22 protein-coding genes, 2 tRNA genes and 1 other RNA gene are annotated in these 23239 nt (G+C 62.7%); 12 read left to right on the plus strand and 13 right to left on the minus strand.

What is annotated here, in order from left to right; genetic code table 11:
- Positions 1-36: 36 nt before the first annotated feature.
- The 5 genes from FR699_RS08935 to FR699_RS08955 form a co-directional block, all read right to left on the minus strand.
- Positions 37-171, minus strand: coding sequence for a 30S ribosomal protein S27ae (locus FR699_RS08935; RefSeq protein ID WP_154553116.1), 135 nt, complete (start codon positions 169-171; stop codon positions 37-39).
- A 1-nt stretch (position 172) separates the two neighbouring features.
- Positions 173-484, minus strand: coding sequence for a 30S ribosomal protein S24e (locus FR699_RS08940; protein WP_154553115.1), 312 nt, complete (start codon positions 482-484; stop codon positions 173-175).
- Positions 485-621: 137 nt separating this feature from the next.
- The gene (locus tag FR699_RS08945) at positions 622-1632 is read right to left on the minus strand and encodes an AAA family ATPase (RefSeq protein WP_154553114.1); all 1011 of its coding nucleotides are present in this window, start codon (positions 1630-1632) and stop codon (positions 622-624) included.
- A 62-nt stretch (positions 1633-1694) separates the two neighbouring features.
- The gene (locus tag FR699_RS08950; RefSeq protein ID WP_158855196.1) at positions 1695-2936 is read right to left on the minus strand and encodes an ABC transporter permease; all 1242 of its coding nucleotides are present in this window, start codon (positions 2934-2936) and stop codon (positions 1695-1697) included.
- Positions 2936-3646 (minus strand): ABC transporter ATP-binding protein, encoded by a 711-nt coding sequence (locus FR699_RS08955; protein ID WP_158855197.1) that lies wholly within the window; start codon positions 3644-3646, stop codon positions 2936-2938. Before FR699_RS08955 ends, FR699_RS08950 begins: the two co-directional genes overlap by 1 nt.
- A 96-nt stretch (positions 3647-3742) precedes the next feature.
- On the opposite strand from FR699_RS08955, the gene FR699_RS08960 reads away from it, so the two are divergent.
- The 3 genes from FR699_RS08960 to FR699_RS08970 all read left to right on the plus strand — a co-directional run bounded on the left by FR699_RS08960 (position 3743) and on the right by FR699_RS08970 (position 6473).
- On the plus strand, positions 3743-5065 hold the full coding sequence (locus tag FR699_RS08960; RefSeq protein WP_158855198.1) for a hypothetical protein: 1323 nt from the start codon (positions 3743-3745) through the stop codon (positions 5063-5065).
- An 84-nt stretch (positions 5066-5149) separates the two neighbouring features.
- On the plus strand, positions 5150-5605 hold the full coding sequence (locus tag FR699_RS08965) for a universal stress protein (protein ID WP_154553110.1): 456 nt from the start codon (positions 5150-5152) through the stop codon (positions 5603-5605).
- A 100-nt stretch (positions 5606-5705) separates the two neighbouring features.
- Positions 5706-6473 (plus strand): helical backbone metal receptor, encoded by a 768-nt coding sequence (locus tag FR699_RS08970; protein ID WP_158855199.1) that lies wholly within the window; start codon positions 5706-5708, stop codon positions 6471-6473.
- A gap of 504 nt (positions 6474-6977) precedes the next feature.
- On the opposite strand, the gene FR699_RS08975 is transcribed toward FR699_RS08970, so the two are convergent.
- Positions 6978-7048: transfer RNA gene (locus tag FR699_RS08975), tRNA-Gly, on the minus strand.
- A 237-nt stretch (positions 7049-7285) separates the two neighbouring features.
- Here FR699_RS08975 and FR699_RS08980 point away from each other — a divergent pair.
- From FR699_RS08980 to FR699_RS09010, 7 genes are all read left to right on the plus strand, one after another.
- Positions 7286-8113 (plus strand): NAD+ synthase, encoded by an 828-nt coding sequence (locus FR699_RS08980; RefSeq protein WP_158855200.1) that lies wholly within the window; start codon positions 7286-7288, stop codon positions 8111-8113.
- 103 nt (positions 8114-8216) lie between these two features.
- The gene (locus FR699_RS08985; protein WP_154553107.1) at positions 8217-8906 is read left to right on the plus strand and encodes a hypothetical protein; all 690 of its coding nucleotides are present in this window, start codon (positions 8217-8219) and stop codon (positions 8904-8906) included.
- A gap of 45 nt (positions 8907-8951) precedes the next feature.
- Positions 8952-9023 (plus strand) — tRNA-Thr (locus tag FR699_RS08990).
- A gap of 503 nt (positions 9024-9526) precedes the next feature.
- Positions 9527-10168 (plus strand): thioredoxin family protein, encoded by a 642-nt coding sequence (locus tag FR699_RS08995; protein WP_158855201.1) that lies wholly within the window; start codon positions 9527-9529, stop codon positions 10166-10168.
- A 66-nt stretch (positions 10169-10234) separates the two neighbouring features.
- Positions 10235-10658: RNase P RNA component (gene rnpB, locus FR699_RS09000), an RNA gene on the plus strand.
- A gap of 131 nt (positions 10659-10789) precedes the next feature.
- Entirely contained in the window at positions 10790-11800 is a 1011-nt protein-coding gene (locus FR699_RS09005) for an NAD-dependent epimerase/dehydratase family protein (protein ID WP_154553103.1), read from the plus strand.
- A 60-nt stretch (positions 11801-11860) separates the two neighbouring features.
- Positions 11861-12397, plus strand: coding sequence for an Rrf2 family transcriptional regulator (locus FR699_RS09010; protein WP_154553102.1), 537 nt, complete (start codon positions 11861-11863; stop codon positions 12395-12397).
- Between the two features lie 191 nt (positions 12398-12588).
- On the opposite strand, the gene FR699_RS09015 is transcribed toward FR699_RS09010, so the two are convergent.
- From FR699_RS09015 to FR699_RS09040, 6 genes are read right to left on the minus strand one after another with little or no spacing between them, the layout of a single operon-like run.
- Positions 12589-13074, minus strand: coding sequence for a hydrogenase maturation protease (locus FR699_RS09015; protein ID WP_158855202.1), 486 nt, complete (start codon positions 13072-13074; stop codon positions 12589-12591).
- A 28-nt stretch (positions 13075-13102) separates the two neighbouring features.
- Positions 13103-14521 (minus strand): Ni/Fe hydrogenase subunit alpha, encoded by a 1419-nt coding sequence (locus tag FR699_RS09020; RefSeq protein ID WP_154553100.1) that lies wholly within the window; start codon positions 14519-14521, stop codon positions 13103-13105.
- An 11-nt stretch (positions 14522-14532) separates the two neighbouring features.
- The gene (locus FR699_RS09025) at positions 14533-15105 is read right to left on the minus strand and encodes an NADH:ubiquinone oxidoreductase (RefSeq protein WP_154553099.1); all 573 of its coding nucleotides are present in this window, start codon (positions 15103-15105) and stop codon (positions 14533-14535) included.
- A complete protein-coding gene (locus tag FR699_RS09030) occupies positions 15102-16952 on the minus strand; it encodes a 2Fe-2S iron-sulfur cluster-binding protein (RefSeq protein WP_158855203.1) in 1851 nt (616 codons plus the stop codon). Before FR699_RS09030 ends, FR699_RS09025 begins: the two co-directional genes overlap by 4 nt.
- A gap of 4 nt (positions 16953-16956) precedes the next feature.
- Positions 16957-18846, minus strand: a complete 1890-nt coding sequence (locus FR699_RS09035; RefSeq protein WP_158855204.1) for an NADH-ubiquinone oxidoreductase-F iron-sulfur binding region domain-containing protein — start codon at positions 18844-18846, stop codon at positions 16957-16959.
- Positions 18847-18848: 2 nt separating this feature from the next.
- The gene (locus FR699_RS09040; protein ID WP_158855205.1) at positions 18849-19421 is read right to left on the minus strand and encodes an NAD(P)H-dependent oxidoreductase subunit E; all 573 of its coding nucleotides are present in this window, start codon (positions 19419-19421) and stop codon (positions 18849-18851) included.
- Positions 19422-19683: 262 nt separating this feature from the next.
- On the opposite strand from FR699_RS09040, the gene FR699_RS09045 reads away from it, so the two are divergent.
- On the plus strand, positions 19684-20682 hold the full coding sequence (locus tag FR699_RS09045) for an AI-2E family transporter (protein WP_158855206.1): 999 nt from the start codon (positions 19684-19686) through the stop codon (positions 20680-20682).
- A 29-nt stretch (positions 20683-20711) separates the two neighbouring features.
- On the opposite strand, the gene FR699_RS09050 is transcribed toward FR699_RS09045, so the two are convergent.
- Positions 20712-21488: a sulfurtransferase gene (locus tag FR699_RS09050; RefSeq protein ID WP_154553094.1), complete on the minus strand. Its 777-nt coding sequence runs from the start codon at positions 21486-21488 to the stop codon at positions 20712-20714.
- A gap of 264 nt (positions 21489-21752) precedes the next feature.
- Between FR699_RS09050 and FR699_RS09055 the strand changes: the two genes are divergently transcribed.
- Entirely contained in the window at positions 21753-22616 is an 864-nt protein-coding gene (locus FR699_RS09055; RefSeq protein WP_154553093.1) for a sulfurtransferase, read from the plus strand.
- Positions 22617-23239: the final 623 nt, after the last annotated feature.

Here is a 23239-nt window from a genome sequence, read left to right on the forward strand (position 1 = left end):
AGTGAAAAACAGCGAATCCGGGCGACTAACGGCTCGTTAGTGCCACTCGGTGTAGCCACAGCGGCCACAGTGTGTGCGGTCGCTGTGCTCGGCGAGGAACGCGTCGCCACACCGCGGACAGGTCTCTTGATCGGTCGTGCCGTCTTCGTTGTAGAAGTCGTATCGCGCCATCTCAGGCCTCCTCCGCCTCGGTGTCGCCGTCTTCGAGGAGGATCTTGTTCCGTTCGAGCATGTGCTCTTGTTCGACCTCACGGGCGAACTCCGGGTCGTCGTAGACTTTCGCGTACCCGACGGTCTTGCGCATGCCGTACTTCGTGTTCAGCTCGTGGACGACGACTTCTTCGGCGTCTTTGTTCAACATCGCCGCCAGGGAGTCCCGCACGGAGAGCCGCGACGGCGTCGCCTCCTCGTGAACGACTTCGAAACGGACGTCGGTCCGATGCAGCATCGGATTGTCCTCTTCTTCGATGATCTCGATGTCCATGGTTCGTTACTCATTATTCCCCCACAAGCGTGTATAAGGATTTCGAAGCGTCCGGTTTCCGCCCGGCGAATGGCCACCACACTACCGGCCCCCGTGCAGTCACCCGATCGGAGCGGCGAGGTCGGCGATCAGTCCGCTCACGCTGTCGTCGCGAACTCGGCCAGCAATCGCGATAAGTGGATCCGATCGTCGGTACCCGTCCCAAGAGCCAGGTCGACGTCGCCGGCGAGTGTGTGCAGCCTGGCGAGTCGCTGGCCAGTGTATCGCGACCGCCCGACCCGGAGGATCGCCGCCAGGACCTCGACGCCGCTGTGGCCCTCGTCGATCAGTAGCTCGTCGAGTTCTGAGCGGGCGTCACGGAACTGTCCCTCCTCGGCAGCAGTCAACATGCGTTCGACGCGATCGTCGGTCTGGACATCGCCGAGGGCCTCGTAGGCGGCCGCCATCGTGATTTCACCCTCGTTTTCGTAGGTCGTCTGTGCACCCAGGATCGCCTGCCGGAGGTCGCCGTCGGCGTACCCCGCGACGTATTCGAGCCCTTCGTCGTCGTATGTCGCCCCTTCACGCTCAGCGATCCGCCCGAGGACGGTCTCGATTTCGTCGTGGGTCGGTTCCCGGACCGTGACGGGAAAACATCGCGAGCGGATCGGCGGGATCAGCGTCGAAGACTGGCGGGTCGCGATGACGAACTGCGTCGCCTCGTAGTACTGCTCCATGACCCGCCGGAGGGCCTGCTGGAAGTCCGCACGCATCCGCTCGGCGTTATCGAGCAAGATCGTCTTGTAGGACCCCGAAACCGGCGCGTAACTCGCCGATTCCTTGAGGACGTGATTGATCAGGTCGGCCTTCGAGGACTCCCGCCTGCGTTTTGGCGTGATGAATCGTTCGAACCGAGGGTCGTCGGACAGTTCACTCTTGGTCAGATCGAAGAAGTCGGCGACGTTGATCTCGATGAGGTCGGCGTCGTGATCTTCGTGGGCCTCCCTGGCAAAGGCCCGGACAGCCGCGGTTTTGCCCGCACCAGCCGGGCCGTGGACCAGCAGGTTCATCGGCTCGTCGAGTGCCCCGCGCAACTGTTCGCGCACCGCCGGCTGGGGCAACTCCGCGATCGTCGGCGCGTGTCGCTCGGTCCACAGCGGCCCGTCCATCGGCTCTCAGTAGGTGCCCCCCCGACAAGTATTCCGCGATCGACCCAGGAGAGTACGGGCCGTCACTCGTATCGTAGTGCTTCGATCGGATCGACACGCGCCGCCCGCCAGGCAGGGTACAGGCCGGCAACGATCCCGATCGAGATACCCATGACGATAGCGATTGTAACCCAGTCGAGAGGGATCGTGAATCCGACCGCTGCGTAGGTGGCCCCCACGTATCCAACACCGAGTCCGAGCGGAATCCCGATCGCGGCCCCGGCCGATCCGAGCAGCACGGATTCGGCCAGGAACAGTCCGATGATCTCCCGGTTGGTCGCCCCCATCGACTTCATAATCCCGATCTCGTTGGTCCGTTCGGTGACGCTAACGAGCATGATGTTGGCGATCCCGAACGCGCCGACGACCAGCGCCAGTACCCCGATGCCCGTGATCAACCGGGTGATATCCTGCAGTACCGCCTCGATCCCACCGACGACGTCCTCCGTCGACTGGACGGTCACTTCGCCGTCGGTGCCGAGAAGCTGGATCGCGTCTGACGCTGTTTGCATGTAGGTCTCGATGACGTCCCGGACCGCAGAGACACGACCCGCGTCGACCACGATCGTCACCTGCGAGTACGCCCGCTGATCGATGCCAAGCGTCGGAGACTCCTGGACGGTTCGGTAGTGGGGATCGACTGGGACGTAAAATTCCGGCCCTGGCGGCCCGAAGGCGGTCAAACCACCGCGTGCCCCAGTGGTGATCCCGACGACGGTGAACGACGTCGGTTCCTCGCCGACGCGCTCGATCGTGCTGCCGACAGTCACGTTGGGCTCGAATTGCTCGGCTGCGATCTCGTTGAGGACGATCTCGTTGTCACCCGATTCGAACGCCCGGCCCTCGACGATCGACTCCGCGAAGGCGTTGGCAGTCGTCGCCGTCAGACCGTCGATCGACACTGTGTCGTTTGCGTACCTGAGCGCAGACACACTGACAGAGCCACGGGGGATCACAGCTCTGGTGCCGTCGATGGCCTCGATCTGTTCGAGGTCGTGTGTCGTGACAACTGGGCGTGTAAACCCAGTCCCTGCCCCAGGTGGGCCAGAGCCAGAGAGGAACCCGCCCCCGGAGGCGATGTAGACTTCGCTGGCCGACGTTGACTGAAACTCCCCGACGACATCGGTCTGGACACTGGCCCCGAAGCTCGCGAACGCGACGACCGTCGCGATACCGATGACGATCCCGACGACGGTGAGTGCCGATCTGAGTCGATGCCCGGTGATCGCCCGGACGGCCATCCGAATGCCCTCCCGCCAGTCCATCAGTCCGCACCTCCGAGGGACTCGGTTCGCTCACGGACGCCGTCCCGGACGTGGACGATCCGGTCGGCATGTTCGGCGATCCGGCGTTCGTGGGTCACCAGCAGAATCGTGTTGCCCGAGGCGTGGGCGTCTGCGAACAGCGACATGATCTCCTCACCGGTCTCGGTGTCGACGTTCCCGGTCGGTTCGTCGGCTAAGACGAGGGCTGGCTCGGCCGCAAGCGCCCTCGCGATGGCGACACGCTGGCGTTGTCCCCCACTGAGTTCCTGTGGCATGTGATCGAGTCGATCGCCGAGGCCGACCTGTTTGAGTAGCGTCTCGGCACGCTCGGTGCGCTCGGATCGCGCCCACTCGGCGAACACGAGTGGGAGTGCCACGTTCTCCGTGGCTGTCAGTCGGGGCATGAGGTTGAACGTCTGGAAGATGAAGCCGATCTCGGTACCACGAAGCTGTGCTCGCCCACGTTCCGACAGCTCCGCGACGTCCACCCCGTCGACGCGAACGGTCCCAGCCGTGGGCGTATCGAGAGCGCCAACGAGATTCAACAACGTGCTCTTCCCGGAGCCGCTTGGCCCCATAACTGCCGTATACGAGCCGGGCGCCAGCGTCAGGTCGAGGCCGTCTAAGGCCGTCACCGTCCCACCGAGTTCGTACTCCTTGCGAACCCCGGTAAGGGAGACGACCGACTCGGGGTCCGTGGTAGCGTCCATACAGCCGATAGGTGAGGGAAGCGTATGTATCTTTGATCGAAGCCGCGTAGTGCCGCCGTACCACCGCTTAAGTGTCTCAAGCCCGTGATTTGGGTAATGGCCATTCGATCCAGAGGGGGAATCCGCCTCGTTGCCTTCAGCGCACTCGTGGTCGGAATCCTCGGTATGGCGGCCGTCGCCGGGTTCGCCATCGCCGACGACACGCCGACCGGCGAGGCTGTCCTCTCGAACGCCGAGGAACAGTACCAGTCGGCGGAGTCGATCCTCGTCGAAGCGACCGTGACTGTCGAACACAACGACACAGTCGAAGACGTGTCTATCACCTCGATCGCGACAGCGGACGGCCTGGTCCGTGCGAACGTCTCAGACGGACCACGATACGTCCGCACCGGCTACGACGGCACGACGGCGTGGCTAGAGAGTTCCCGGATGGATGCCCCGATCGTGCTGTCAGGTGATCTCTCGGCGGGCACTGTCTCGGGGATCGGCACGGACGCCACGCTCCCGATACTCGAGACGGTCGCTCTTGGAGACGGCACCGAATCGAGCACCTGGAGTGACGGTATCGAGACCGCCTCCGGAGAGTCGGTGCAGACCGCCGTCAACTGGAGTGCCTTACACGAGAACGGGGCCCGGAGCGTGATCCCAGCCGAATGGAACGACAGTGCGCTCGGGGACCGGAACTGGAGCCACGGTCCGAAAGACGGCAACTGGAGTGAGACGGCACGGCGACTTGCCGAGTCGAAGCGCTCTATTTCGACGCTCTTGGCCGAGACGAATCTGACTGCCAAACGGGTCGAAACGACGACTGTAGACGGCCACGACGTCCACGTCGTCACGATCACAGCCCCAGAACACGACGGGAAACTCACGGTATGGGTCCAGACTGACGACGCGACAGTCGTGAAACAAGAAGTGACGACGCCACACGTGACGGTGACGGTCGATATGGAAACGACGTTCGACATCTCACCGGCCACCAGTACGTTCCAACCGCCAACTGCGGGGGCCAGCGAGAGAGCTGTGGACTCGGTCGCAGATCTACGAGCGATAGCTGACGTGCCGGTCGCTGTCCCTGGCGACCGATGGAACCTGGCCGAAGGGGCCGCCCTCCAGAGTCCAGTGTCCGTGGTCGCCGGCCAGTACACGGCCGACGGTGACTCGATCACGATTCTCCAATCCGAATCAGCGCTCCCCGCCACGAACACGACAGAGAGCCGAACGCTCGAAGTCGACGAGCGGACAGTGACCGTCACCACAGTCCCGGACGAGCAAGCAGAAGAGACGTGGCTCGAACTGGACGGAGGCACGGTCGCACAGTGGACGAGCGACGGCCAGACGGTCGTCGTGGCCGGCGACCTCACGCAGGAAGCACTCCTCGATGTCGTCGGAGGAGTCGAGGTCGACGCGGCCCGATAGCGCCGACCGAACAGAGTCAGCCCCGGCGTCACTGCCCGTCGGTCGTCCTCCGCTTTTATAAGGATGGAGTATATATAAATCGACATGGAGCAAGGGTTATTCGTCGTCATCGAGAGAAGCGATGCGGAACAGGAATTGTTAGCAGAGGCCGCCGCCTTCAGCGAGTGTGAAGACTCACCACTCGTCGTACTGCGACTGTTGACCTCTGAAGACGTCGAAGCGGTCGAGTCGACGGAGCTGACGAGTGACATCGACCGGGCCCAATTCGAGGATCCGGTCGACCACCAGTTCGAGGAGGAGACAACGGCCTTCGTGGAGGACTCACTCGACGGGGCCGAGCCGACCCACGAGGTCGATATCCGGATCGGATCCGAAGGCGATCGGGCGAGGGCCATCCTCGATGCGGCGGCGGATCACGACTGCGACCACGTGTTCCTCGTAGGCAAACGGCGCTCGCCGACCGGAAAAGCGCTCTTTGGCGACCTGACCCAGGAAATCATCCTGGATTTCGATGGCTCGATCACGCTCTCGATGGAGTGAATGCAGATTGCCGGCTGAATCGAGCAAGCTAGTGTGATCGAGCCGCCAGTTCGGAAGCTTGCCCTGACGGTTTTTATGCGATCGGAGCCCACAAGCGTGTATGCAGCGGGTCGTCTCGCTGGCCCCGAGTGCCACGGCAATCGTCCGGGCGCTGGGTCGCGACGAGCAACTGGTCGGCGTCACAGCCCATTGCGGGCTCGAAGAGGTAGCCCAGATCGGCGGGTGGCTGAACCCGGACGTTGGAGCCATCGCCGAGCTGGATCCAGACCTGCTCCTCACGAACGACTCATTACAGGCAGAGTTGCGAGACGAGCTGCGCGACCGCGGGTTCGATGTCGCTCACGAGGAGCCGACCACTCTCGATGACGTCTTGACCTCGTTTCGGACGATTGGTGACGCGATCGGCCGGCCGGACCGCGGGGCACGTCTCGAACAGCGCGCCAGGGAGTACGTCGCGGCAGTCGACGCGGCGACGCCCGACGGCGAGGATCGGCCGGTCGTCTACTGTGAAGAATGGGGAGAGCCACCGATGGCCGCCGGCAACTGGGTGCCAGAGGCCGTCCGCGTCGCCGGCGGTCGCTATCCGTTCGTCGAGTCGGGCGAGCGCTCCCGGGAGATCACCGGGACGACAGTCGAAGACGTCGATCCCGATCACGCGATCGTCCACCACTGTGGAGCCGCCGAACCGACGGTCGCTCCGCTGGAAGCGCGCGACTGGGAGATCGACGCGACGCTGCAGGCGATCGACGACTCACTGCTGAATCAGCCCAGCCCGACCCTGCTTGCGGGAATCGAGCGATTGGCGAGGGTGATTGGCGGGGTGGCTCCCGGCGAGTTGCCCCGCAAGCCCCGCACAGTCGACGGCTGAGCTTCGTCCTCGCTTCTGTCGCCGGTGAGCGCTTCCTGGGGTGTGTTGCTCCCAGACAGGCCCAACAGGAGCCAGGCGATCGAGAACACGGCGCCGAAGACACAACCCCCATCGCAAGCGTTGTCCCGGTCAGTGCAATCACGACACGGTGATCCTGCGCCCACAGGTGCTGGCGGTACAATGAGCTGGCTGAGAGTGAGCGAAACGTCCAGATTCGAGATCGACGGGCGACGTCCCACCAAACCCGCGAGGCGAGACTCTGGAGCGTCATACTTGGTACATCGAACGACGACAACAGGGCAGAAGAAGATGCGCCGGCCGGGAGTGAGCAAACGCTGTGCGTTTGCGAGCTACGGGCGGCGCACGACCGCAGGGAGTGCGCTGGCCGGGAATTGAACCGGAGGGAGACATTCCTGCTCGGGCCGTCGGCCCTGCGCGGGCTGTGACTCCCAGGGCGCAATTCCCTTTTGCGATTTCACTGCTCACTGTCGTTCGCAGATGAAATGCGCTGGCCGGGAATTGAACCCGGGCTATGAGCTTGGGAAGCTCATGTCCTACCACTAGACCACCAGCGCTCGTTCACTGCGTTCACTCGCGCCGAGCATCGACGGACTGCGTCCGTCTCAACACCAGCGCTCGTTCGCACCTGAAGACTGCGACGTGCTCGCACTTGAACGTAGCGCTTCAGCGGCGACTAAGCGACGCAACCACCCAATAGATTATTCGGTGACGGTCTCACTGGCTCGACGCGCGTCCAGCAATATCGCGTCGAAGGGTGCCTATTTGTCTGTTGAACTCCAATCTGCCGCTACATGACAGAAAGCGATTCGATAGCACAGGGGGATTCGCCGCTGGACCTGCGACTGTCCGACGACGAACTGGTCGCACAGCGCGAGCATGTCACCGATTTCATCGCCGAGCAAATCGACGAGGCTGGTGTCGACGGGGCGGTCTTGGGGTTGTCGGGCGGCGTCGACAGTGCCGCCGTCGCGTACCTCGCCGTCGAAGCGTTGGGCGCCGAGAACCTACACGGGCTGGTCATGCCAAGCGAAGTCAACGACCCGGAGACGATGAGCGACGCAGAGCGCGTCGCCGAGGACCTCGGGATCGAATACGACGTCATCGAGATCGAGCCGATCGTCGAGACGTTCCTCGAAGCGTATCCAGAGGCCGAGGCCGATCGAATGGCAGTCGGTAACGTTCGCGTCCGGGCGCGAGCCGTGCTGAACTATCTGGTCGCAAACACCGAGGACGGGCTCGTCTTGGGGACGGGCAACCGGACCGAATCACTGACGGGTTATTTCACGAAGTACGGCGACGGGGCCGTCGATTGCCACCCGATCGCGAACCTCTACAAACAGCAGGTCCGCCAGTTGGCCCGGCACCTCGGCGTGCCTGCAGACATCGCCTCCCGGACCCCCACCGCCGGAATGTGGGTCGATCAGACTGACGAAGGAGAATTGGGCGTCGAGTACGACACCATCGATTCGATTCTGGCGCTTCAGGTCGAAGGCGGAGTCAGCACGAGCGCGACCGCAGAGATCGTCGGCGTCGAGCAGTCGGTAGTCGAACACGTCCAAGAACTGTACGAACAGAGTGCCCACAAACGGGCCATGCCGCCAACGCCAACACCCCTGTAACGCGGTTCTTACGGCGATATTGTCCGCAAATCGGGAGACTGACTGGCGGATCGGAGGGGGCCTTTCCAAAGGTCTTTGACTTTCCCACTGCTATGTTTGGGTAATGCAGGAAGCCGCGGTGGTTCGTCGGGCCGCCACGGACGCTATCGAAGATGTCGGGCCCGAACAATTGCACGATCGGATTGTCTCCCGCCTCGAAGGCAGTGCCATGACCGCAGGAGCGCTGACGGTCCACTGTGCTCGGGCTGTCCTCGAACGGCGAGCTGCCGGAACGGCCCAGACTGTCATCGATCACCCCGACGATCCACTGACCGACGCCGTTGCCAAGCGAGCGGTCGGCGTGCAACTGATCTACGAAGGACTCGGCCTGACGCGAACGCTCGCCCAAGACCCACCGTGGCTCGCCGACGAAAAAGCCGAGGGGGATCTGGACGTTCTCATCGCCGATATCCTCGTGGCCCGTGGGTTCTATCTGCTGTCTCATACCGAAGCCTCCGACGAAGCAGTCGCGACAGTCAGAGCGTTCGGTCGCGACCAGACGGTCCGACGCGAGACTGACGATCCATCACTCGATCGGAATCTCGAAGCGGACGTCTTCGAGTTGGCCACCGTCGCCGGGACGACCGCAGTCGGTGGCCAACCGTCGCCAGGGCTTCGAGAGTACGCGAATTCCCTAGCCGACGGGGCACTCGCCAATGGCGGTCGGCCCGAGTTCTCGGCCGATCGGCTGTCCGGACTCGTCTCGATCGATTCGACCGGCGGCGACGGCGTCCGGACCTCGGCCGATCATTGAAAATCGAAACGCCTAAAGACAACTCGCGGTAACTTGCGTATGCGTGCCTGGGTAGCTTAGCGGTAAAGCGCGTCCTTGGTAAGGACGAGACCCCGGATTCAAATTCCGGCCTAGGCTTTTTCCGAGTGACTGACCCCGGAGCGCCAGCGATGGGGTCCTAAGCGAGTGAAAAGCCTAAGCGGGATTTGAATCCCTGGAAGACGCAGCGGCCGACCATCGGGAGGCTGACCGTCTTCCTCTGGTTCAAATTCCGGCCTAGGCTTTTTCCGAGCACACTTCTGGGAGGCGGTAGGTCGCTGAGCGGCTGCTGTGGTCGGTGAAACTGGATACGGAATTTAGGTCCCTGGAAGACACAGCGGCCGACCACGGGAGGTCGGCCGTCTTCTGGTTCATATTCCGGCCAAAGCCCCTTCCGAGGCGTTTGCTCGCGAGTTGTGTGTCCTCTCCGTCCGGGAGACCCTGCGTCGACGACCTACTGTAGCCGGTCTGACCGACAGCACTGTCTCTCCGGGACGGCCAACAGCGACAGAGAGATATCGACGTGGATCGGAGATGGTCGTGCCTAGTATTGTGCATATCGCAAAATATAATTGCGTAGTAGCCACTACCACGTAGTACCGATGGCAATACTCGACGAAGACGACAAATCCGACGTCAAAGAAGTTCTCGAAGACTTGGCCGATCCGATTGACGTCCACGTGTTCACCGACGACGACTGCCAGTATTGTGACGAAACTGTATCACTAATCGAAGACGTAGAATCGCTGGCCGAGGAAATCGATCTGGCCGTCCACGAGATGGACGACCCACTGGCTGGCGAACTCGGTGCCGATCAGTACGATGGCGGACCGGTAACGGTCATTACCCGTGAGGATATCTCCGGGGTCCGCTACTTCGGGATCCCGTCGGGCCAGGAGTTCAGTTCGTTCCTCCAGGATCTCGTTGCCGTGTCGACCGGTGAGACAGGACTCGACGAGAGCGTCCGAGAGGAACTCACAGCGATCGACGAACCCGTCGAAATCACGGTGTTCGTGACGCCGACTTGTCCGCACTGTCCACGCGCAGTCCAGACAGCCCACAGCCTGGCCATCGAGAACGAACACGTCGAGGCCAACTCCGTCGAATCACAGGAGTTCATGGAACTCTCCCAGGAGTTCGGCGTTCGTGGCGTCCCGCAGATCAACGTCAACGGGACGGACGGGGAATTCACGGGTGCCCTGCCCCCACAGCAGTTCCTCCAGCAGGTCAAACAGGCCCTCTAAGGAGGCCCTACGGCGTCCGCCCGTCCGATCGAATCCCTTAATCCGCCACGCCGAGTAGCTGCGACCGGCAGCGGGAGGCCGGTCCCCGTGCCCGAGACGCCCGGTCCGATCGTGACCGAATGCGGCCAACGGGCATGAGGAAAGTCCCCCCACCGTCCGGGCAGGCGACCGGGTGCAAACCCGGGGCGGGAGACCGTCGGCACTGGAACAGCAACGAGACCCCTCGTCCCGACCGATGAGGTGTGCGAACCCCGAGCGAGAAAGGTCGTCGGATCGACCGCCGTAAGGCGGCCGCTCCGCGGGCGACAAAGCGACGGGGAGTGAACCCACCGAGGGTACTCGTGTCGGCACCGCCGACACGCTGACGGACGAGAACGGATGGAACGGCGAATCCTCGCCGGTGCAAGTCCGTGCGACTGGTAGTCCGGACACGGCACGGACGCACAGCCGAATGCCGGCTCGAACAGAAGGGGGCTCACTCCCCGCAGCCATTCACACTTCGAGAGTCACAACGCTCACACCCAGAGTCTGGCATCGGTCTCGACCGTTCGGGCTGCATTTGTGAGGAATTAATTCACGAAAGCCAAACGTAATGTGGTAGCCGTGTGGAGCCGACAACGTATGGACGTACTCATCATCGGCGGCACGGGCGTCATCTCGACTGGAATTACGCGACAGCTCGTTGAGTCGGGCCACGAGGTGACGCTGTACAACCGTGGGGAAACCGACGTCGAGATTCCCGAAAGCGTCGAGCAGATCCACGGCGATCGCTTCGATTACGATGCTTTCGAAGACGCAGTTGGGGACGTCGACGTGGATGTCGTCATCGACATGCTGTGTTTCTCGCCCGCGGATGTCGAAAGTGACATTCGGGCCTTCGGGAACGAGATCGAGCAATTGATCTTCACGAGTACGATCGATGTCTATGCCCGGCCGCCCGAGCGCAATCCAATCACCGAAGACGCCGCCCGCGAACCGGCTGTCAGCGAGTACGGGGCCGAAAAAGCCGCCGCCGAGGATCGTTTTCGCGCGGCCGAACGCGAAGGGGCTTTCGACGTGACGATCATCCGTCCGTGGAGTACCTACGGTGAGGGCGGCCCAGTCTTGCACACCTTCGGCATCGATACCTACTACATCGAGCGGCTCCGCCAGGGAAAACCGATCGTCGTCCACGGCGATGGGACCGCGCTGTGGGGCCCCTGCCACCGCGACGACGTCGCCCGGGCCTTCGTCAACGCCGTCGGCAACGCCAAGGCCTACGGCGAAACCTATCACGTCACCAGCGAGGAGGTCATCTCCTGGAACCAGTACCACCAGCGGGTCGCCTCGGCCCTGGATGCGCCCGAACCCGAGCTGGTACACATTCCGACTGACGTCTTGGGAGACGTCGCCCCAGAGCGGACGGAGATGCTCCGAGACCACTTCCAGTTTAGCACGATTTTCGACAACAGCAAAGCCAAGCGTGACCTGGACTTCGAGTACACGATCGACTTCGAGGCTGGCGTCAAGCGGACGGTGGCGTGGCTCGAGGCCCACAACCAGATCGAGAGCGGCGAAGGTGACGCCTTCGAAGACACGTTGATCGACGCTTGGCGGGAGTCGAGCGCCGACCTCCGTGAGCAGTTCGCGTGAAACGGGCAACCAAGCGGACAGGGGAAATAAGTGAATCGGGCCGGTAGCAACAGTAATTACATGGCCGACCATGAGGTTGACCTCTCAGCACCAGACAGGGATGCGCTGAAAGTCCTGGTCAACGAGTATGCGGAATCGGACGGACCCGTCAAGAGTAGTCAACTCGCCGACGTCCTCGATCGGTCCGAGGGGTCGATCAAAAACCAGATGCGAGGGCTGGCCTCGTTGGGCCTCGTCGAAAGCATCACGGGGCCGAAAGGCGGGTACGAACCGACCGACCTGGCGTTTCACATTCTCGGCCGCGATCCCGAAAAGGAGACCGAGGAGGTCATCCTCGCGGGCAACTACGATCGGGTCGACGTCACGATCGAGTCGATTACGCTCTCGAACGTCCATCACCCGACCGAGTGTCGGGCGCGCGTGCAGTTACAGCAACTGCTCGATGACGTCGGCGTCGGAGATCCAATCGTTCTCGGCCCGACCCCCGAGTTCGATCTCGTGATCCTGGGCGAAGTGACTGACGTGCTCGGCAGCGGTGAAGCGTTACTGATAGATGTCGTTCGGATGGAAGCACCCTTCGAAGGCTCCAGTCGATAATTCCAGCGGACGGCAACTAGCGCCACATCCGGCGACAGGGCCACGTCCGGCGCTAACCCGGTGAAACGTACGTTGTCGCAACCGTCAGGAACACGGAGTGCTCCCCGACAGCGACCACTCGTGGAGTCCTCGGGAAACGGACTTGCGGGTGAGACGGTAGGGGTACAAAACCGAGGCCTTGGGAGGCAGCGTCAAGCAGAAGCAACTACGGCAGCACCCAGAGCCGTCTCGATATCGTCACCGATTTCCTCGATCAGCGTCGGCACGGCCTCGCTGACGGCATCGGTCATCCCCTCGCCGTACTCGAAGGGGTTCTCGACCTCGATGGCGAAGATCGTGATCGACGGCATGGATTGGCCCATCGCCTCGCCGAGTGTCTGTAGGGTCCCCAGGCCGACGTTGTGAGTCGCCAAGCCACCCGACTCGTCGCCGGGTTCGACCTCGCTGGGGGAGAACTCGTAGTAGTCGCCGGGTGTCCCATCGTCGGTCTTGATCGCGTCGACGAGGAAGACGTGATCGTAGCCGCTGAGCTCCTGGATGAGCATCAGACGCCCGGACGTGTAGGTTTCGACGTCGAGATCGTCACCGAAGCACTCTGCAAGCGCCTCGGTCACTTCCAGACCGACCACGTCGTCGCGCTTGATGTCGTTGCCGAGGCCGAGTAGCAGTGCGTTCATGATGAATGGTTGGCTGGCTTCGCCGTGTTCACCGGCTCGTCTCGGCGACCGTCTCGCCGTCCTGTTCGAGTTCCAGTTCTAGGGGCATCTCGCCGATCGAGTGGGTCGAACACGAGAGACACGGATCGTAACACCGGATGACACTCTCCATCTTGTTGAGGATGCCTTCCGGGATCTCCGGGCCGTCGATGAACGTCTCGGCGGCCGAGGTGACGCCTTGATTCATCGCGCCGTTGTTGTGCGTCGTGGCGACGATGAAGTTGGCATCCTCGACGATCCCGCCGTCGTCGATCGTGAACTCGTGGATGAGGGTCCCACGGGGCGCCTCGATGACGCCGACGCCCGTCCCGGCTGTGGGCGTCGTCTGAACGTTCGTCATGCCCTCGTAGACGTCGTCGTCCTCGAGCAGTTCCTGGATGCGCTCGACACAATGCAACATCTCGATGAGACGCGCCCAGTGGTAGTAGGTGGATCGCTCGTGGACCGCGCCGTCGGCGGCGTCCATGAACTCGACCCACTCCTCGCGGGCTTGCGGGGTCGAGATATCGTCGACGGCGTTCAGGCGGGCCAGCGGGCCGACGCGGTACTGGCCGTCCTCGAAGCCCTGCTCTTTGTAGTAGGGGAATTTGAGATAGCTCCACTCTTTGGAACGCTCGGCGATGATGTCCCGATAGTCGCCGTCGTCGATCTCTTCGAGGCCGTCGCCGTCCTCGTCGACGAGTCGAATATCCCCGTCGTAGTGTTCGAGGCCACCTTCGTCAGTCACCAGCCCCATGTACCCGGTCGGATAGGTGGCATAATCCAGGGTATCCGGGTCCATGTCCGCGAAGATATCCTTCAAGAGATCGATCGTCTCCCGGAGATAGGTCGGCAGGGGCTCGCTCTCTTCGAGGAGTTGTTGGCCGTCCTCGCGATCGAGCGTGTTCGAGACACCGCCCGCGACCGCGAAGTCCGGGTGGACCTTCTTCTCGCCTAAGGCAGCGATGACGTTCTGGCCGAAACTGCGCAGGTCGATCCCGCGTTCGGCCAACTGCGGGTTCTCCTCTAAGACACCCTCGATGTTCCGATCGGCGGGGTCGGCATCGTAGCCCAACACCAGATCGGGACTCGAGAGGTAGAAGAAACTCAGGGCGTGACTCTGGAGCACCTGCCCCATGTGGAGTAACTCCCGGAGCTTGTGGGCACTTTCGGGAACGTCGGCGTCCATGACGTCGTCGGCAGCTTTGGCCGCCGCCAGCTGGTGGCTGACCGGACAGATGCCACAGATGCGGGCGGTGATCTCGGGCATCTCCCAGATCGGACGGCCCTCAACGAACTCCTCGAAGCCACGGAACTCCGTGACGTGGAACTGTGCATCGTCGACACTCCCCTCGTCGTCTAAGTGGATGGTGATCTTGCCGTGCCCCTCGACGCGCGTGACCGGATCGATGACTTCCTTCTTGCTCATTGTGATCCTCCTTAGTCGTACTGCAGTTTGTCGCCTTCGATCTCGGGGGTCTCCCCACGAGCCAGCGCTTCGAGGCTCTCTTTCATGACCTCGGCGTCGGGCGGACACCCAGGTACGTAGACGTCGACGTCGATGTACTCGTCCAGCGGCCGGGCGTCTTCGAGCAATTGCGGGACGCCCTCGTCGTCACCGAAGGGCACCTCGCTCTCGTCGTCGGCCTCCTCCTCGAAGGTCGCTTCTAGCATTTCATCGCGATCCTGGTAGTTGCGCAGGCTCATAATCCCGCGCAACGCGGCACAGTCGCCCCAGGCCACGACAGTATCGCAGTTCTCCCGGAGTTCCTCGGCGACTTCGACGTTCTCCTCGTTGGTGACGACGCCCTCGGCGATACCGACGTCGGCTTCGGGGACGCCCTTCTCGTCGACGATCATGTGGCTGGCAACGATATCGACCTCTTCGACGAGGTCGATCAGGCCGTGATCGACGTTCAGGAATTCCATGTGACAGCCCGAACAGCCGCCCAGACACACCGTCGCGACGGTGGTCCGGTCGTCCTGCGTGTCGGGTTCAGCTTGGGCGCTCATGCGGCCACCTCCTGTAGGTCCGCGAGCAACTCACGGTCCGAATCGATCTCTCCACGGGGGTCGAGGACGCGTTCGATCGCGCGGTCCTCGCCGTCGACGTCGACGATTGTCCCGTCGCGCTCGAACCAGTCCAGGGCCGGAATCACGATGTCGGCGAGCTCCGTCAGGGCCGACGCGCGAGTCGCCTGGGCGATCACGGTGTCGGCCTCACGGGCGAGTTTGATCGCCCGATCGAGGTCATCGCCGCGGTCGTCAGCCGAACACAGGTACGCCACGTCGGCGCGCTCGTCGAGATCGTCGGTCTCGACGTCCGCAACCGCGCTGTTGGCTCCCGCCCCGAGGCTGAGAACTTTGTTGTCGCTGGTCGCCGCGAGACCGAAGATATCGACCATCGTCTCGGTGTCCTCGACCGCGGGACCGAGGACGAACGTCGCGTCCCCGGACAACTGCAGCGAGACATCGACGGCATCCTCGACGGTCGCATCGGCGAGTGCCTCGGTCCCCTCCTCGAAGACGTCGGAGACTTGCTCGGTGACCGTCGCAGCCGGGGCCGTAAGTTCGATCGAGTGATCGGCAAACCGTTCGAGACGATCCTCGCCGTCGTCGATCGTGACCACCGTCGTCCCGTCGTTTGCCGCCCGGCGGACGTAAGAGGCAGCAACCGGATGACTGTCGACGATGCCCGTATCGTAGACGACCAACGTGTCACTGTCCTCGATGCCGTGCAGCGACTCGACGAATAGATCGTCCGTCTCGATGTCGAGTTCCGCTTCGAGGGCTTCGAGGACGTCGGCTTCACGCTTGGCACGGTCGGCTCCGGGCACTTCCAGATTGGCATCGTAGGCCGAAAGTGCCTCCGAGAGGGCAGCAAGCGTCTCGGATGGCAGGCGGTCGGAGGCAAAGGCGTTGACCGCGTTTGCCTCGGCTAAGGTCTCGCTGACGCGATCGATCGCCTCTTCGAGGGCGACCGTCTCGCCGTCGATCTGTGGCTCTGCGAGCCGCTCGCGGCCGTCGGCGAGCAGTTCGAATCGGCCCATCTCACATAGCTGGCCGCCGGCGGGGCCGTCCTCGTTGCCTTCGATCTTGACGATCCGCCCGGAGTTGGTGTAGACTTCGAGCTCACAGCCGAGCGAACACTCACTACAGGTGGTCGTCTCGACCTCGCAGTTGCGCTCACGACCCTTATAAGCCGACAGCGGACTGTACAGCGCACCGGTCGGACACGCTTGCACACAGGACCCACAGGAGACACAGGACGACTCCCCGAGGGAAACGTCGTCGTCGGCGACGATCGTCGTCTCTCGACCGCGGTTCCCGAAGTTCAGCGTCCCGTTGCCGACGATCTCGTCGCACGTCCGGACGCAGCGACCGCAGCTGATACAGCGGTCGAGATCCATCGTAATGTAGTCGTTCGAAGCGTCCGGCTCGATATCGGCGTACTCCAGCGGAACGCGACTGCTATCGAGACCGGCCCGGTTGAACATGTCCTCGAGTTCGCAGTCGCCCTCCATCTCGCAGTACATGCAGTAGTGGTTCTGGTCGGCGAACATCATCTCGAGCATCGTCCGCCGATGATCCCAGAGTTCGTCAGTCTCGACGGAGATCTCCATGCCGTCCTGGGCAGCCGTCGTGCAGGCGGTCTCGGTGCGCTCGCCGTCGACCTCGACGAGACACATCCGACACGCCCCGACGTTCGAAAGGTTCGCGTGTTCACACAGCGTGGGGATGTCGATGCCGGCTTCCCTGGCTGCATCCAGAATCGTCTGTCCGTCGCGTGCCTGTACCTCCTGGCCGTCGATTTCGAGGGTGACGCCGGATTCGGCCTCCCCCTGAGTTGCCTTGCTCATGCTATCACGTCCTCATGTCGATGGCGTCGGTCGGACACGCCTCGACGCACTGTCCACAGCCGATACAGGTCTCGGGGTCGATCGTGTGTGCCTCGCCGGTTTCTCCGGAGATGGCGTCGACCGGACAGACGTCGACACACTGTCCACAGCCGACACAATCCTGGGCAGCGATCTTGTACGTGCCCGCGTGATCACCACCGCCGATCTCACACTCCCCAGCGGGACACTCGTCGTCGTAGATGTGGGCCTCGTACTCATCGCGGAAGTGTTCGAGCGTACTCAACACCGGGTTGGGTGCCGTCTGTCCCAGCCCACAGAGAGACCCCTCGGCGATCGTCTCGCCGAGTTCCTCGAGGCGCTCGATGTCGCCAGGTTCACCTTCGCCGTTGGTGATGCGCTCGAGGATACGCAACATCTTGTGGGTCCCGATCCGACAGGGCGGACACTTCCCACAGGACTCGTCCTGGGTGAAATCGAGGAAGAACCGTGCGACGTCGACCATACAGGTCTCGTCGTCCATGACGACCAGCCCACCCGAGCCAAGCATCGCGCCTTCCTCCTGAAGGGAGTCGAAGGTGACCGGCATGTCGAGGTGTTTCTCGGCGAGACATCCCCCAGAGGGACCGCCGATCTGGACCGCCTTGAACTCCTTGTCGCCCTCGATACCGCCGGCGACGTCGATGATCTCCTGGAGGGTCAGCCCCATCGGAATCTCCATCAGGCCCGTCGCCGAACAGTCCCCGGAGACCGCGAAGGTCTTGGTTCCGGGACTGTCCTCACTACCGTACTGTTTGAACCACTCGGCCCCGTTGTTGATGATCAGCGGGACGTTCGCCAGCGTCTCGACGTTGTTGATCGTCGTCGGCTTGTCCTCGAGACCGGACTGGGCCGGATAGGGCGGACGCGGGGACGGCCGGCCGGCCCCACCCTCGATGGAGGCCATCAGGGCCGTCTCCTCACCACAGACGAACGCGCCGGCCCCCTTCTCGACCTCGAAGTCGAAGTCGAAGCCGGTCCCCATGATATTCTTGCCGAGGTACCCCGCCTCGTAGGCGTCCTCGATAGCCTGTTGGATCCGGTTGACAGCGAGCGGGTACTCCGCACGGAGATAGATGATCCCCTCGTTGGCACCCGTGGCGTACCCGGCGATGACCATGCCCTCGATGACGCGGTGGGGGTCGCCCTCGACCAGACAGCGGTCCATGAACGCCCCAGGGTCGCCCTCGTCACAGTTGGCGATGACGTACTTCTCACTCGCGTCCTCCTGATGGGCGAACATCCACTTGTTGCCGGCCGGGAATCCGCCACCACCACGGCCTCTGAGACCCGCATCCTGGACCTCCCCGTAGACGTCTTCGGGATCCAACTCGGAGAGGACAGTCTGCATGGCCTCGTAGCCACCAGTTTCCTCGTACTCTTGGACGCTCTCGGGATCGATGCGGCCACAGTTACCCAGCGCGAGACGGCGCTGTTCGGCGTAGAAGGGGATGTCGTCAGTCCGGGACTGCCGCTGGCCGGTCTCGTCCTCGAAACAGAGGTCCTCGATGACCTCGCCGTCCTGGATCGTCTTCTCGACGATATCCTCGACGTCGTCGGTATCGACCTGCGTGTAGAGGACGTTCATCGGGTCGATCCGGACGAGTGGGCCGAGTTCACAGAAGCCGTGACACCCACTCTTTTTCGGCTCGACACCGAGTTCGTCGTGGTCGATGTCGCCCTCGCTCCAGGAGAGGGCGACGTTCTCGGCCCCTTCGAGAGCACTGATCTGCTCACGGAGCGCCTCGTACACTTCGTCGGAGCCCGAGGACATACACCCAGTCCCCTGGCAGACGACGACGCGGATCTGTCCGTCGACGGTATCGATGTCGGTCGGTCGCTGAAGGACTTCAGCCATGCTTAGTCACCTCCCTCCTCGTATTCATCGATGATCGTCTCGGCATCCTCGGGTTCGATCGGCCCGTGAACGTCGTCGTCGACGGTGACGACCGGCGCGAGCCCACACGCACCGACACACCGGACGTGCTCGATCGTGAACTTCCCGTCGTCGGTAACCTCGTCCAGACCCACGTCGAGTTCGTCCTGCAGTTCCTCCGATACCTCGTCGGCCCCTGCCACGTGACAGGCCGTACCAGTACACACTCTGACGCTGTAGTCGCCCCGTGGCTCGAGGTGGAACTGCGAGTAAAAGGAGGCCGTGCTGTAAATGTCGGCGAGGGACTTCTCGCAGTGATGAGCGATCAGTTCGAACGCGAACTTCGGTAAGTAGCCGTACTCGTCTTGGACGCCCTGGAGTGCCGGAATGACACCGCGTTTCTCCGGGCGGACGTCAGTGAGAATCTCCTCGACCGTCTCGATTTCCTCGTCACAGACGTCTTCGACCCCGGCGTCGGCCGGAATGATGTCCGAATCGGTCCCGGCTTCGGACTCCTCCGACCGTAACGATTGCTTGACGCGTTCTAGCGTTGCCATATAGGAGAGAATTACCGGTACGTCCTGTAAAGGAATGTACCGTATTCTCACTCCATGAAAACATATATATTAGAATGTGATGGACTGGTCGTGATTCGAGATCCATCGAGTGCGAAACACAATGTTGGCTGTCAAAACCTCAATTTCGAAGGTGTTCGAAAATCAAAACCAAGTATCGAAGACTTTTTTTGAACGATTTGCGACTCCAAAGCGGGCGTCGAGACGGAAAAAGCATTAAACGGGTTCCGCGAGAAGGGAGGCCATGTCGCCGTCTCGCCGCGTTCTCGCGCTGACTGGGTTGTTCCTCGCGTTGGGTTCGCTCGCGATGATCACGTTGTGGAGTGTCTTCGGGACAGTCTTTTTCGCTATTACGGTCGCGTACGTTCTGTACCCGGTCCGTCGCCGACTCGCCGCCAGAGGTCTCCGGCCACGCGTCGCTGCAGGACTCAGCACGGTGGTGGCCTTCGTCGTGGCATTGGGCGTGCTCACGCCCCTGGGATATGCCGTATACGTCCGCAGATCTACGTTTTTCGGGCTCGTCGGGGACCTCCCACAGGAGGTTTCGATCACCGTCCTGGAGATGACCCATACGTTCACGCTGACGTCGATCATCGACGCCGTACAGGAGACGGCGACGACGATGGCACTCGATGCGGCGAGTGCCACGCCCGTACTCGCGTTGAAGTTCTTCCTGTTCGTCCTGCTGGTGTACGCGTTACTACTGAAGCCGACACTGCCGGCCAAGGCCGTCTACCAGACGGTCCCGCCAGCCTATCACGGTATCTTCGAAGCGCTACACGAGCGGCTACGAGATACCCTCTACGGGCTGTACATCCTCCAGGGGGCAACAGGGGTCGGGACCTTTCTCATTGCCCTCCCCGTGTTCTTCTTGCTCGGCTACGACGCGACTCTCACGCTGGCTGTCCTGAGCGGTGTCTTGCAATTCGTCCCGATCATCGGGCCAAGCGTCCTGATCGGTGTGCTCGTCGTCGTCGAAGTCCTCGCCGAGAACATCGCACAGGGACTGCTGGTCGGCGCGGTCGGCATGGTGTTCATTGCGGGCCTGCCGGACCTCATCGTTCGCCCACGCCTCTCGGCAATCGCTGCTGATCTCCCTGGGAGCCTCTATTTCATCGGGTTTACGGGTGGTATTCTCACGATGGGGGCGATCGGAATTATCGCCGGACCGGTCGTGATCGCGCTGTTCGCCGAATCGGTCGAACTACTGGCTAGTGAACAACGCGCCGAAGACGGGGCCTAAGCACGGCTGCCGAGGCTGAAAGGATCGGTTTAGTCGACGGTCTCGATCGGTTCACCCGCGGCTTCCCACTCGGTGAGGCTCCCCTCGTAGAACGCGAGATTCCGATAGCCAAGGTGGCGGAGAACGACGTAGGTGTGGCTGATCCGGCGGGCGGTGTTACAGTAGAGGACGACCCGCGTGTCGGGGGAGATGCCGTTGGCTGCGAGAAGCGACTCGATGACCTCGCGTGACTTGATGCCCCGGGTATCGTCGTCGACGAAATCACGCCAGTCGAGTTGGACGGCCCCCGGGATGTGGCCGTCCTCGTACTCCTGGCGTTCCCGCGTGTCGACGATAGCTGCCTCGGTGTCGATCGCCGCCGCGACGGCCTCTCGATCGACCAGCGGTGTCTCGGAGGGCCGGTCGATCGTGTAGTCGGTCGCCGGGACATCTGGCACATCGTCGGTCGTCGGTCGTGCCCGCTGCCAGGCGCTGAAGTCCCCGTCGAGGAGGTGGAGGTGGGCCGGATCGTGGCCGTACAGTTCCGCAGTCACGAGAAATCGCGCCGCGAAGACGCCATGGGTGTCGTCGTAGGCAATGATGTCGTCGCCAGGCGCGATGCCTGCATTCGAGAGCAGGTCAGCAAAGACGTCCTCGCCGGGCAGCATACCCTCGTCGCCGTCTGTCGCGCGGAACGTCTCGAAGGGGATCGAGACGGCTCCCGGGAGGTGTCCGATACCCTCGTACTCCCAGGCGTCCCGGACGTCGACGATCGTGACGGCATCCCGTCGGTCGGCCAGCCAGGACGCAGAGACGATATCTGTCATCGGCAAGACTTGGCCATCCCGAGGTTTGAACGTGTGGGCGTCACCGCTGGCTGCCAGATCTCCGAGATAGCGACAGTACTTGCAGGTTCGGGCGTGGCGGACACCCAGTCAGACCGACAGGGCTGAGTCGGCAGGCGGTCGTGGTCGCCGCCCCCCTGACTGGCGGCCGCCAGACGGCAAGACCTGCCCCTAGGGGCAACGAGTGGCCGTACCTGCCGATACGTCAGCGGCTTTATGAGTGGGGGTGTTACGGATGTGTGTACAATGACTGAGTACGCAAACGACGTCCTGGTCTCGGCCGAGTGGGTCGAGAACAACCTGGACGCATTCGAGAGCGACGATCCCGAGCATCGACTCGTGGAAGTAGACGTCGACACCGAGGCCTACGAGGAGGCCCACGCTCCCGGCGCGATCGGGTTCAACTGGGAGACCCAACTGCAGGATCAGACCACCCGCGACATCCTCACGAAAGCGGACTTCGAAGACCTGCTGGGCAGTCACGGCATCAGCGAGGACTCGACGGTCGTCCTCTATGGGGACAACTCCAACTGGTTTGCCGCCTACACCTACTGGCAGTTCAAATACTACGGCCACGACGACGTGAAGCTACTCGACGGCGGCCGCGAGTACTGGGTCGAGAACGACTATCCGACCACGAGTGAGGCCCCCGACTTCTCGGCTGTCGAGTACGAGGCCAGTGGCCCGCGGGAATCCATCCGTGCCTACCGCGAAGACGTCGAGAATGCGATCGAGCGCGGCGTTCCGCTCGTCGACGTGCGCAGCCCCGAAGAGTTCACCGGCGATATTCTCGCGCCGCCAGGCCTCCAGGAGACTGCCCAGCGCGGCGGTCACATCCCGGGCGCCCAGAACATCTCCTGGGCCGCGGTAACGAACGACGACGGGACGTTCAAGGACTTCGACGAACTGCAGGAGCTGTACGGCGAGTACGGTATCGACGGCGACTCCACGACCGTCGCCTACTGCCGAATCGGCGAGCGCTCCTCGGTCGCCTGGTTCGCCCTGCACGAGCTGCTGGGCTATGAGGACGCCATCAACTACGACGGGTCCTGGACCGAATGGGGTAATTTGGTTGGTGCCCCGATAGAGAAAGGCGAAGCGGACGACTAAGCGAAGCGCAGGAGTCCGCTTCGATGTGGAACGGCGACCGATAGGGAGCCGTGAAACAAGGCGAGGCCGAGTGACGCGAGGCCGAACGAAGTGAGGCCTCGGTATGCACGAGCGGTGACTGAAAGGAACCGCGAAGCAGGGCGAGGCGGAGTGAACTGAGTGAACCCCGCCTCGTGGTGAGGCGGGGAACGCAGTGACCCGCCGAACGAAGTGAGGCCTCGGTATGCACGAGCGGTGACTGAAAGGAACCGCGAAGCAGGGCGAGGCGGAGTGAACTGAGTGAACCCCGCCTCGTGGTGAGGCGGGGAACGCAGTGACCCGCCGAACGAAGTGAGGCCTCGGTATGCACGAGCGGTGACTGAAAGGAACCGCGAAGCAGGGCGAGGCGGAGTGAACTGAGTGAACCCCGCCTCGTGGTGAGGCGGGGAACGCAGTGACCCGCCGAACGAAGTGAGGCCTCGGTATGCACGAGCGGTGAGGGCGAGGGCGACCAAAGCGAGCCCTCGGTTGCTCGAACGGTGAGTGAAACGAGCCGTGAGAACGTAGTGATCCGCGAATAACTAAGAGGGAAATTTTTGCGGCCAGACACCGAGCGACAGTTCCAGCCGTCGCTCGCCGCAATT

Origin of the sequence: Halorhabdus sp. CUG00001 (assembly GCF_009797925.1) — an archaeon.
Lineage (GTDB): Archaea > Halobacteriota > Halobacteria > Halobacteriales > Haloarculaceae > Halorhabdus.

Bases quoted from the DNA above. Each gene is read 5' to 3' on its own strand.
- FR699_RS08935 (WP_154553116.1), bottom strand. From the start codon at position 171: ATGGCGCGATACGACTTCTACAACGAAGACGGCACGACCGATCAAGAG.
- FR699_RS08940 (WP_154553115.1), bottom strand. From the start codon at position 484: ATGGACATCGAGATCATCGAAGAAGAGGACAATCCGATGCTGCATCGG.
- FR699_RS08945 (WP_154553114.1), bottom strand. From the start codon at position 1,632: ATGGACGGGCCGCTGTGGACCGAGCGACACGCGCCGACGATCGCGGAG.
- FR699_RS08950 (WP_158855196.1), bottom strand. From the start codon at position 2,936: ATGGACTGGCGGGAGGGCATTCGGATGGCCGTCCGGGCGATCACCGGG.
- FR699_RS08955 (WP_158855197.1), bottom strand. From the start codon at position 3,646: ATGGACGCTACCACGGACCCCGAGTCGGTCGTCTCCCTTACCGGGGTT.
- FR699_RS08960 (WP_158855198.1), top strand. From the start codon at position 3,743: ATGGCCATTCGATCCAGAGGGGGAATCCGCCTCGTTGCCTTCAGCGCA.
- FR699_RS08965 (WP_154553110.1), top strand. From the start codon at position 5,150: ATGGAGCAAGGGTTATTCGTCGTCATCGAGAGAAGCGATGCGGAACAG.
- FR699_RS08970 (WP_158855199.1), top strand. From the start codon at position 5,706: ATGCAGCGGGTCGTCTCGCTGGCCCCGAGTGCCACGGCAATCGTCCGG.
- FR699_RS08980 (WP_158855200.1), top strand. From the start codon at position 7,286: ATGACAGAAAGCGATTCGATAGCACAGGGGGATTCGCCGCTGGACCTG.
- FR699_RS08985 (WP_154553107.1), top strand. From the start codon at position 8,217: ATGCAGGAAGCCGCGGTGGTTCGTCGGGCCGCCACGGACGCTATCGAA.
- FR699_RS08995 (WP_158855201.1), top strand. From the start codon at position 9,527: ATGGCAATACTCGACGAAGACGACAAATCCGACGTCAAAGAAGTTCTC.
- FR699_RS09005 (WP_154553103.1), top strand. From the start codon at position 10,790: ATGGACGTACTCATCATCGGCGGCACGGGCGTCATCTCGACTGGAATT.
- FR699_RS09010 (WP_154553102.1), top strand. From the start codon at position 11,861: ATGGCCGACCATGAGGTTGACCTCTCAGCACCAGACAGGGATGCGCTG.
- FR699_RS09015 (WP_158855202.1), bottom strand. From the start codon at position 13,074: ATGAACGCACTGCTACTCGGCCTCGGCAACGACATCAAGCGCGACGAC.
- FR699_RS09020 (WP_154553100.1), bottom strand. From the start codon at position 14,521: ATGAGCAAGAAGGAAGTCATCGATCCGGTCACGCGCGTCGAGGGGCAC.
- FR699_RS09025 (WP_154553099.1), bottom strand. From the start codon at position 15,105: ATGAGCGCCCAAGCTGAACCCGACACGCAGGACGACCGGACCACCGTC.
- FR699_RS09030 (WP_158855203.1), bottom strand. From the start codon at position 16,952: ATGAGCAAGGCAACTCAGGGGGAGGCCGAATCCGGCGTCACCCTCGAA.
- FR699_RS09035 (WP_158855204.1), bottom strand. From the start codon at position 18,846: ATGGCTGAAGTCCTTCAGCGACCGACCGACATCGATACCGTCGACGGA.
- FR699_RS09040 (WP_158855205.1), bottom strand. From the start codon at position 19,421: ATGGCAACGCTAGAACGCGTCAAGCAATCGTTACGGTCGGAGGAGTCC.
- FR699_RS09045 (WP_158855206.1), top strand. From the start codon at position 19,684: ATGTCGCCGTCTCGCCGCGTTCTCGCGCTGACTGGGTTGTTCCTCGCG.
- FR699_RS09050 (WP_154553094.1), bottom strand. From the start codon at position 21,488: ATGACAGATATCGTCTCTGCGTCCTGGCTGGCCGACCGACGGGATGCC.
- FR699_RS09055 (WP_154553093.1), top strand. From the start codon at position 21,753: ATGACTGAGTACGCAAACGACGTCCTGGTCTCGGCCGAGTGGGTCGAG.